This is a genomic window from Paraburkholderia susongensis, assembly GCF_900177725.1.
Taxonomy (GTDB): Bacteria; Pseudomonadota; Gammaproteobacteria; order Burkholderiales; family Burkholderiaceae; genus Paraburkholderia; species Paraburkholderia susongensis.
Window position 1 is genome coordinate 80314 of sequence record NZ_FXAT01000014.1, and the last position, 10152, is coordinate 90465.

Annotated in this window: 10 protein-coding genes; 7 read left to right on the forward strand and 3 right to left on the reverse strand. The window is 65.9% G+C overall.

The annotated features are described in order from the left end of the window. Positions 1-2: 2 nt before the first annotated feature. The 3 genes from B9Z01_RS29070 to B9Z01_RS29080 form a co-directional block, all read right to left on the reverse strand. Positions 3-929: an NAD(P)-dependent methylenetetrahydromethanopterin dehydrogenase gene (locus B9Z01_RS29070; RefSeq protein ID WP_085489014.1), complete on the reverse strand. Its 927-nt coding sequence runs from the start codon at positions 927-929 to the stop codon at positions 3-5. 225 nt (positions 930-1154) lie between these two features. Continuing rightward, entirely contained in the window at positions 1155-2180 is a 1026-nt protein-coding gene (locus B9Z01_RS29075) for a beta-ribofuranosylaminobenzene 5'-phosphate synthase family protein (RefSeq protein ID WP_085489015.1), read from the reverse strand. Between the two features lie 379 nt (positions 2181-2559). Further along, entirely contained in the window at positions 2560-2949 is a 390-nt protein-coding gene (locus B9Z01_RS29080) for a 4a-hydroxytetrahydrobiopterin dehydratase (protein WP_085489016.1), read from the reverse strand. Positions 2950-3313: 364 nt separating this feature from the next. On the opposite strand from B9Z01_RS29080, the gene B9Z01_RS29085 reads away from it, so the two are divergent. The 7 genes from B9Z01_RS29085 (at position 3314) to B9Z01_RS29115 (ending at position 10107) form a co-directional block, all read left to right on the forward strand. Beyond that, positions 3314-5131, forward strand: a complete 1818-nt coding sequence (locus B9Z01_RS29085; RefSeq protein WP_085489017.1) for a methanol/ethanol family PQQ-dependent dehydrogenase — start codon at positions 3314-3316, stop codon at positions 5129-5131. A 212-nt stretch (positions 5132-5343) separates the two neighbouring features. Next, a complete protein-coding gene (locus B9Z01_RS29090; RefSeq protein WP_085489018.1) occupies positions 5344-5763 on the forward strand; it encodes a c-type cytochrome in 420 nt (139 codons plus the stop codon). Between the two features lie 32 nt (positions 5764-5795). After that, on the forward strand, positions 5796-6707 hold the full coding sequence (locus B9Z01_RS29095; RefSeq protein ID WP_085489019.1) for a substrate-binding domain-containing protein: 912 nt from the start codon (positions 5796-5798) through the stop codon (positions 6705-6707). 47 nt (positions 6708-6754) lie between these two features. After that, positions 6755-7477, forward strand: coding sequence for a hypothetical protein (locus tag B9Z01_RS29100; RefSeq protein WP_085489097.1), 723 nt, complete (start codon positions 6755-6757; stop codon positions 7475-7477). Positions 7478-7581: 104 nt separating this feature from the next. After that, positions 7582-7887, forward strand: a complete 306-nt coding sequence (locus B9Z01_RS29105; RefSeq protein WP_244196191.1) for a carboxymuconolactone decarboxylase family protein — start codon at positions 7582-7584, stop codon at positions 7885-7887. A 5-nt stretch (positions 7888-7892) separates the two neighbouring features. Further along, on the forward strand, positions 7893-8897 hold the full coding sequence (locus B9Z01_RS29110; RefSeq protein ID WP_085489020.1) for a LysR family transcriptional regulator: 1005 nt from the start codon (positions 7893-7895) through the stop codon (positions 8895-8897). A 187-nt stretch (positions 8898-9084) separates the two neighbouring features. Beyond that, positions 9085-10107 (forward strand): AAA family ATPase, encoded by a 1023-nt coding sequence (locus tag B9Z01_RS29115; RefSeq protein WP_085489021.1) that lies wholly within the window; start codon positions 9085-9087, stop codon positions 10105-10107. Positions 10108-10152: the final 45 nt, after the last annotated feature.

Below are 10152 nucleotides of genomic sequence, written 5' to 3' on the forward strand. Positions count from 1 at the left end.
GCTCAGCCGAGACCGGCCGCGACCGCGCGGGCCTCGTCGTACGCTTGCGCAAAGCCGAGGTAGACCGGCTTGCCGCCGGTGCGCATGCGCATGAAGAGGCGATGCTCGACCTGATACTTGACGTTGCCGATCGCCAGCGCGCCGATGCCGACCGCGCCCGCATTCGGCACACCGTCGATCGGCTTGCCGTCGTTCATCACGTTGACGCCGGCAATGCCTTCCGGGGGCACCGCGTTGACGTCCGCGGCGACGAGCAGCCGCTTCGCATGCGCGAGATCGTCGCTGCCGATCACCTGAACGCCCGCGACAGCGGTGGCGAGCACGATCTCCGCCTCGGCGAGGGCGCCGCGCAATTCGCCCGGCGTGGCGGTGCTGATGCCGTTGGTGACGATGCCGAAGCGCTGGTTGAGTTCGGCCGCGGCGCCGAGCGCGCGGGCGCGATCGTGGTGGCTCGCGATTGTCACGTCGGCGCCGCGCGAGGCGGCGATGGCCGCCGCGATGCGCCCGACCGCGCCGGTCCCGCCGAGAATCAGCACGCGCTTGCCGCCGAGTTCCATGCCGTGCTGCTTGCCGAGATGCCGCTCGACCAGCGCGACGAGCGCGGCGGCTGTCGTGTACGAGCCGCTCGGATCGGCGAACACCGAGACTTCGAACGGCGGGACCATGGCGCGGCGCGCGGTGTCGAGCATATCGGCGGCCTGCATCACGTCGCGTCCGCCGATGAAGATGCCGGTGCGCGACACGCCTTTGGGGCCGCGGGAAAAGATCGCGTCCTGAGTCAGGTTCGTGACCATGCCGGCTTCGACGTTGCAATACGGGACGATGACCTGGTAGCCCGCGTCGGCGGCCATGTTGACGTCGAACGGACTCATCTGCGGCGTGGCCGTGAACATGTGCAGGATATAGGGCCTTTCAATGGTTTCTGACATGGCAGGGGCTCGTTTCAGTGGCAATCTCGTGGACGGCGCGACGCAAGACCCGGCGGGAGCGCGTGGGCCTCGCCAGGTCTTGCGTCGCGCATGCCGTGGGCCGGACCGGCGGCGCCGGCAGCGGCCGGGCGCACAGACCGGGACGGCTTGCGGCATGGTGCGATATCGGGTGGCACCGAGCGGCGTCGATCAGTATCGAGCGGCATGGATAGGCATCGATCAGCATCAGGCGGCGTCGATGCGCGGCGCGCGCGTCTCGGCGCTGCGAATCGCCGCGCCGCTGTTGCGTCCCGCGACGACGCTGCATTCGATATGCGGCATGCCGCGCGCCGCTTCGCGCGCGGTGACGAGCACACTGTCGGCCTCGCGCGCGCTCGCGACGATCGCGAAGCCGGTCGGCCCCCACGAGGTCTGGCCGATGCCGGCGGTTCGTTCGGCCGCGACCGCGCGCAACACGTGCTCGACGTCGGGGCTCGCGAACACGCCGCCTTGCGCGCTCGCGAAATATTCGCCGATGGTCTGCTGCATCTCGGTGAGGCCGTGCGCGAACGGCGCGAAGTTGTGCTCGGCGACGCCCGGCAGAATCTGCATCAGCACGAGATGGCACAGGTGCGCGGCGAGCCGCTGCGGAAACGGCGTTAGCGAGCCGAGGGCGCGGCGCTCCTGCGCGCCGTGCAGACCCTCGCGGGCGTTGTCGCTCACGAGCAGCACGCGCCATTGCTCGGGAAACGGCTGGCGCGCGAGCAAGGGCGGCACACTCTGGTGCAAACCGCCGGCCGGGCCGCCGTCGAGCAGCAGGCCGCCCGAATCGAAGCCGAGAATGCCGATGCCGGAGCGGGCTCCGCGCCCGAGCAGGCTGGCAAGTTCGGCGCTCGTCGCCGGCTGGCCGACGAGGCGTGCGAACGCCGTGCCCACGGCCAGCGCCAGTTGCGTGCCGGAGCCGAGGCCGGTGTGAGGACGCGGCGCATGCACGACGTCGATGGCAAGCGTCGCCGGTCCGTAAGCGGCTTGCAGCCGCGCGAGACACAGCGCGATCCGCTCGTGCTCGGCGTCGCTCACCGTGCCGTCGATCCGTTCACGCTCGGCGAGACGTGCTTCGAGCCGCGTGCCCTGCGTGTCGATGACGAGGCCGAGGCTGCCGAACGCGCGTCCGAGCGACGCGTTCGGGTCGAGAAAACCCAGATGCAGACGCGCGGGGGCATCGATCGTGACGGCCGTGCCCGGCTGGAGGCGGCGAAGCTGAAGCGGCATCTCGAGTGTCCTTAGGTATCCCTGGCGTGCGCGGGACAGGGTTCCGGTTCCGGCGAAAGGGCGTCCGTGAATACGGCGCGGATTATCGCGGCGGTGCGCCGGGCGACTTCAAGCAGAAGCCGTACCAGGCGCGCGGAAAGGCCGCGTTGCCGGATCGGGGCGCTGGACCGGACTGCCGGAACCCGGCATGAGACGCGCTGCGCGCAGCGCTGTCCCGCGTGCGCATGGACGCTATGTGACGCCGAAGGTGCACTGTGTCACGCGCTGTTGCACCCGGGGGCGGGGGGGGGGGGGGGGGGGGGGGGGGGGGGGGGGGGGGGGCGGGGGGGGGGGGGGGGGGGGGGGGGGGGGGGGGGGGGCGAGGCGCGCGTCAACCGCCTTACGCCGATTTCGGCGCGTCGTACTTGATGTAGCGGAAGCGCTGATCGTCGGACGGCGTGCCTTCGAGCGGCCCGCCTTCGAGACCGGGCTGCCAGTGGATCACCGATTCGACTTTCGTGGCGAGCGCGAAGTCCTTGTCGGTGATGCCCTTCGCGCTATGTGTCTTGAGCTTCACGGTCACGAATGCATAGGAGACCGTCAGATCCGGATGGTGCCAGGCGGCTTCCGCGAGATGGCCCACCGTATTGACCACCATCAGCGTTCCTTTCCAGCCTTCGGTCCGGTACTTGCGCCGCAGCCAGCCGTCCTCGAGATACCAGTGCTCGAGCGGACCGACGAGGCGCTGCTGGACCTCGTCGTCGGAATAGACCCGTTCTGTCTTTGCCATGACTGTTGCTCCTCGGCCGCACGCTTCGCAAAGGACACGTTGCGTATCACGGATGTGACACAGTATGTGCCGCTTTCCGTGACGCAACCACCTCAGGGTTGCCTCGGCGCGACGGCGAACGCGCGGCGCGCAACGGCCGCGATGCGACGCGCGCGCTGCGCGGCCGGGCTCGCGGGCGGCATGCCGGAGGCCGCCGCCGCGTTTCCGGCATGGAATATGCGTTGGCCCTTCATGCGCTGCGAAGCCCGACATCGAATCGGGATAGGGCGTTTGATCGTTACCTGTACTCGAGAAGGCGCGAACGATGCGACGAGGTAGCGTGGGTCATTCGTGAGTTGAACAGCAGGACAATTCTGGAGGAGACATGAACTTACGCACTGTGGTTCTTGGGCTCGCGATCCTCGCATCGGCAGCCTTTAGCTCTCTGGCTGCACAGGCTGATTCGCAGCTCGACGGACTGATGAAAAATCCCGCCAACTGGGCGGCCCAGGCGGGCGATTACGCGAATCATCGCTATAGCCCGCTCAAACAGATCAACGAGAACAACGTCGGCAAGCTGCAGGTCGCATGGACCATGTCGACTGGCGTGCTGCGCGGCCATGAAGGCTCGCCGCTCGTGATCGGCGACACGATGTATATCCACTCGCCGTTTCCCAACAAGGTCATTGCGATCAACCTGAAGGATCAGACCTTCCTCTGGCAGTACCAACCGAAGCAGGACGACCAGGTCGTCTCCGTGATGTGTTGCGACACCGTGAACCGCGGCCTCGCTTACGGTGACGGCAAGATCTTCCTGCAACAGGCCGACACCAAGCTCGTCGCGCTGAACGCCAAGACGGGCGACGTGGTCTGGACCGCGCAGAACGGCAATCCGAAAGCGGGTGAAACCAACACCAACGCGCCGCACGTATTCGGCGACAAGGTGCTGACCGGCATCTCGGGCGGCGAGTTCGGCGTGCGCGGGCGGCTCATCGCTTACGACATCAAGACCGGCAAGCCGGCCTGGACCGCCTATAGCACGGGCCCCGACAACGAGATGCTGCTCGACCCGCAAAAGACGATGACGTACACCGACGGCAAGATGGTGCCGGTGGGCGCGGACTCGTCGCTGAAGTCGTGGAAGGGCGATCAGTGGAAGCTCGGCGGCGGGACCACGTGGGGCTGGTATGCGTGGGATCCGAAACTCAACCTTGTCTACTACGGTACCGGCAATCCGGGCACGTGGAACCCGACGCAACGTCCGGGCGACAACAAATGGTCGATGTCGATTTTCGCGCGCGACCTGAATACCGGCATGGCGAAATGGGTCTACCAGATGACGCCGCACGACGAATGGGATTATGACGGCGTCAACGAAATGATCCTGTCGGATCTGACCATCGACGGCAAGAAGGTGCCCGCGATCGTTCACTTCGACCGCAACGGCTTCGGTTACACCTTGAATCGCGTAACCGGACAACTGCTGGTCGCGCAGAAGTACGACCCGGCGGTGAACTGGGCCGATCGTGTCGATCTGCACACCGGCCTGCCGATCCGCAACGCGGCGTACTCGACCCAGGCAGCTGGTTCCGATCACAACGTGAAGGGCATCTGCCCGGCCGCGCTCGGCTCGAAAGACCAGCAGCCGGCCGCGTTCGATCCGAACTCGAACCTCTTCCTCGTGCCGACCAACCACGTCTGCATGGACTACGAGCCGTTCGAGGTCGACTACGTGTCGGGCCAGCCTTATGTCGGCGCCACGCTGTCGATGTACCCGGGCCCGAACGAGAACAACGCGATGGGTAACTTCATCGCGTGGGATGCGAGCAAGGGCAAGATCGTCTACTCGAAGCCGGAGAAGTTCTCGGTGTGGTCGGGCGTGCTTGCCACCGCGGGCGGCATCGCGTTCTACGGCACGCTCGAGGGCTACCTGAAGGCCGTGCGCATCAAGGACGGCAAGGAACTGTGGCGCTTCAAGACGCCGTCGGGAATCATCGGCAACGTCTTTACTTATGAGTATCAGGGCAAGCAGTACGTCGGCGTGTACTCGGGCATCGGCGGCTGGGCCGGCATCGGCATGGCGGCCGGTCTGGAAAAGTCGAACGAAGGTCTCGGTGCGGTCGGCGGCTATCGTGAACTGGCGAAGTACACCGCGCTGGGCGGCACGCTGTTCGTGTTCGCGATTCCGAGCGAAAAGAGCTGATTGAGCGCAGCGGCCGGCGCCTCTCCCGTATCTGGGCGCCGGCCGACTCGTCAGCTTCGCAGGACCAACGTATCACCCCGCGCGCCCGTTTGTTTGCGGATGCGTTCAGGAAACGCACCGGGGCGCGCTCATCTCGAGCAAGCATCTTGCATGGGATGGGAGCCGGAGCGGCAGCGAAAGCCCTCGCTTCCATCGATAAAGGAGACATGTGCATGAAAGGCCGTTCAATCCTGTTGCTCGCGGCAGTGCCCGCAGCACTCGTCCTGATACCCGTCGGATACGCGCAGAACAACCCCTCGATTGCGCAGGTCGCGTACAAGGTGGTAGACGGCAACAAGGTCGACAGCAATACGCTGATGGGCTGGAAGACCTGGCGCGCGCTCGCTTGCGAACGCTGCCATGGCGCGCAGCAGCAGGGCATGGTCGGGCCGTCGCTGATCGATGCGTTCAAGACGCTGGACAAGGACGAGTTTCATCGCACGGTGTTCGGCGGACGGATCGCCAAGGGCATGCCCGATTTCAGTTCGAGCCAGATGATGCAGAAGAACTGGGAAAACCTGTATGCCTATCTGAAAGGGCGCTCCGATGGACAGATCAAGCCGGGCGATCTGCAGGCCATCGACGCTAAATAAACCCGGCGCCGTCATTCTTCCGGAGGCTCACGATGCGTCATAAGAGAAGCGTGTCCGCGCAGGTCACCATCATCGCAGGCGCGCTGTGTTGCGCGGCGCTCGCGAGTGCCGCGGTCAGGGCGGACGGTCCGGCGCTGCCCAACAACGACGGCGCGGACGGCGTGCTCAGAGTGTGCGCGGACCCGAACAACATGCCCTTGTCGAACAACAAGGGCGAGGGCTACGAGAACCGCATCGCGAGCCAGATGGCGAGCGATTTCGGCTACAAGCTCGAATACACCTATTTCCCGCAGCGCATGGGCTTCGTGCGCCACACGTTGCGCGAGAAGGAAGAGGGCAGCGAGCGCTACAAGTGCGACCTGATCATCGGTGTGCCGAAGGGCTATGACATGACCTCGACGACACAGCCGTATCTGCGTTCGACCTACGCGATGGTGGTGCCGAACCGTCCCGAGTTCGCGAGCATCAAGACGCCCGACGATCTGCTCAAGCTGCCGCCCGACGTGCTGCACAAACTGCGCTTCGGCATCTTCACGCAGACACCCGCGGTGGACTGGCTGCTCGCCCATAACCTGATCGATCAGGCCGTCTCGTATCGCGTGCAAAGCGGCGATCCTGCGGAGTATCCTGGGCAGATGATCGAGCAGGATCTGCACGCGGGCAACGTCGACGTCGTGTTCCTGTGGGGGCCGATCGCAGGTTACTTCGCGAAGCGCGGTGGCGATTCGGTCAGGCTCGTGCCGTTCCCCGCCGGGCCCGGCATCCGCTTCGACTATACGATCTCGATGGGCGTGCGTTACGGTGAGAAGGCATGGAAAGACAAGGTGGATCAATGGATCGGCGCGAATCACGACAAGATCGACAGTATCCTCGCCACCTACCAGGTGCCGATGCTCAAGCCGGTCGATGCGCCGGGGCCCAAGGCGGCCGACGCGTCGCAGTGACGGCGCGGACACGGCGCGGGTGGCCGCGCGCGCTTGCGGCCGCGAAGATGTGGCTGACGTGCGCGCTGTGCGCTGTCTGCGTGATGCCGGCTGCCGCGCGCGCGGCGGGCGCGCCGGGCAGCGACGACATCACGCCGGCGGAACGGCTGATCTTTCTGACCGATCATCTGCACGGTGTCGCCGCGCAGACCGAGCTCGATTACGCGCTGATCGAATCCGAGCAGCCGTCGCATAGCGCCGACACCGTCAAGGTGCTGGTGGTGAGCGCGGACAACGCGAAGGGCGACGCCCAGGTATCGGACCATAGCGGCAACGTGGCGTTGCCGATCGGCGGGCTGCAGTGCAATCCGGCGATCATCTATTTTCTCGAGCACGACATCGCGCAGATGCAGGGCCTCACAGGCGGCCAGCGCCGCTATTTCCAGCAGCGCCTGCGCCTCGCGCTCGCCGCGGGTCCGCGCATCGAGACCGTGCCGAGCGAGATCGGCGGCAAGTCCGTCAGCGCGCGGCGCATCGTCGTGCAACCTTATCTGAACGATCCGAATGCGGAGCGCTTTGCGCAATACACCGGCAAGCGCTACACCTTCCTGCTCGCCGACGACGTGCCCGGGCAGCTCGTGCAGATTCGCACCGACGTGCCGGGTCCGAACAACGATTTCGCTCATCCGGTGCACACGGAGACGCTGAGCTTCCAGTCCGTGCTGCACAAGTTGCCGCCGCCCGCGAACGCACCCGCGAAGCCGTCCAACGCGCCGAGGGCGAGCCGTTGAGGGCGTAGGGCACCGGATGTACGGCACCGTTCCACCACCACCGTTTAACTTTCGCACGGAGCACCGACATGCTGATCGATACCAAGGACTACACACCGAAACTGATGGGCGCCATCGGCCAACTCGGCACGGCCGCGCAGGCCACGCTCGCTGGCTTCCACGCGCTCGATAGCGCCGCTGCCAAAGGCGGCAAGCTCGATGCGAAAACGCGCGAGCTGATCTCGCTCGCGGTCGCCGTCACGACCCGTTGCGACGGCTGCATCGCGGTGCATAGCGCCGCCGCCGCGAAGGCGGGGGCGAGCCGCGAAGAGGTGGCGGAGGCGCTGTCGGTGGCGATCGCGTTGAACGCGGGCGCAGCGCTCGTCTATTCCGCGCGTGCGCTCGATGCCTTCGGCCAGCAAAGCGGCTAGTTCATATGGAGAGCGCGCGCTTCGCGACGAACCGGGTCAAGCTGAATTTCATTCGCACGCTGACCCTGCGGCAGTTGCAGATCTTCGTCGTGGCGAGCCGCTACACGAGTTTCGCGCGCGCGGCCGAGGAACTGCATCTGACCCAGCCCGCCGTGTCGATGCAGATTCATCAGCTCGAAGACGCGGTCGGCCTGCGTCTGTTCGAGCGCATCGCGCGCAAGCTCACGCTCACCGAAGCGGGCGAGATGCTCACGCATCACGCGAGCCGCATCCTCGGCGAAATCAAGGATGCCGAAGATGCCATGATGTCGCTCAAGCAGGCCGACAGCGGCTCGATCAACGTGGGCATCGTCAGTTCGGCGACCTACTTCGCGCCGAAACTGCTGGCGCTCTATTCGCGTCTGTACCCGAAGGTCGACGTGCACTTCTCGGTCGGCAATCGCGATGCGCTGTTGCGGCTTTTGCAGGACAACGCGATCGACCTCGCGATCATGGGCCGCCCGCCGCCGGAACTCGACACGACGGCCGAGCCGCTCGCGAGCCATCCCCAGGTGGTGATCGCGCCGCTCGATCATCCGCTGTGCGGCGCACGCCGCTTCGATCTGCAGGAGCTGCGCGGCGATACGTTCCTGTTGCGCGAACCGGGCTCGGGTACGCGCATGGCCGCCGAGACGATGTTCCGGCAGCATCTGTTCACGCCCGCGAAGATCATCACGCTCGGCAGCAACGAAACGATCAAGCAGGCGGTGATGGCGGGCATGGGCGTGAGTCTGATCTCGCTGCATACGCTGCTGCTGGAGCTGCGCACCGGCGAGATCGCGCTGCTCGACGTGAACGGCACGCCGATCGAGCGCACGTGGCAGGTCGTGCATCTTCGTTCGAAGCAGCTTTCGCCGACCAGCATGATGTTTCGCCAGTTTCTGCTCGAGCATGCGGCGGCTCACCTCGAACATGAGTACGCGGAATTCGCGAGACCGTTCGCGAAGCCGCCGGCCGGCGCGCAGCGATGACGGACGTGAGCCGCGCGAGGCACTGCCCCGGGTCGCGGCCGATGGCACAGTGTGTCCCCGGATATCGTGACAGGCTGACAACTATCAGCAGGCGGCCAACCGAGCACCGCGCGTTCGCGCGACCGGCACGAACCCTGCTTGAGCGGATGCCGACAAGTACACCAACCACAAGGCGGAGATCGCAGCGATGAGTTCTGGCGAACAGCTTCAGGACTGGCGTGCTCACGCACAGCAGATCGAAAACGAAGTCGCCAGGGTCGTTATCGGCCAGCAGCAGACCCTGAGGCTCATCAACGTCGCGCTGTTCGCCCGGGGCCACGTGTTGCTCGAAGGCGGCGTCGGTGTCGGCAAGACCACCGTGTTGCGGGCGTTTGCGCGCGTGGTCGGCGGAGAGTTCGAGCGTGTCGAAGGCACCATCGATCTGATGCCGGGCGACCTCATCTATCACACCTATGTCGATGCCGACGGCAAGCCGCGTATCGAACCCGGCCCGCTGCTGCGCCACGGCGAGCAATTGACCACATTCTTCTTCAACGAGATCAATCGCGCGCGTCCGCAGGTGCAGTCGCTGTTGCTGCGCGCGATGGCCGAGCGCTCGGTCATGGCCTTCGGCCGCGAGTACCGTTTCCCGCACATGACCGTGTTCGCCGACCGCAACAAGGTCGAGAAAGAAGAGACCTTCGAGCTGGCCTCGGCGGCGCGCGACCGCTTCCTGTTCGAGCTGAACATGCCCACGCCCGCCGACCCGGACGCGCGGCGCGCGCTCGTCTTCGACACGGCGTTCCATGACGTCGACCGGCTGCTCGCGCAACTGACGCCGGCCATCGTGCCGTGGCAACAGTTGAACGCCATCGGCGCGGCGATCCAGCAGGGCGTGCAGGCGAGCGCAACGATCGAGCGCTATGTGCTCGACATCTGGCAGGCCACGGAAACGCCGCTGCGTTTCGGCATCACGCTCGACGGCGTCGACATGCAGCAACTGATTCTCGCGGGCGCGAGCCCGCGCGGCATGAGCGCGCTGTTGCGGGCGGCGCGCGTGGTCGCCTGGCTCGCAGGGCGCGAACATCTGATTCCTGAAGACATCCACGAAGTGCTGATGCCCGCGCTCGGTCATCGCGTGTTCTTCACGCCGATCTATGAATTGCGCCGCCAGGAACTGGCCGAGGCGCTGATCGCGCAGATCATGGCGAAGCTTGCCGTGCCCCGATGAACGCTCGCTGAACACTTGCGCGCCCTGAACCCTGTCGAACCATGA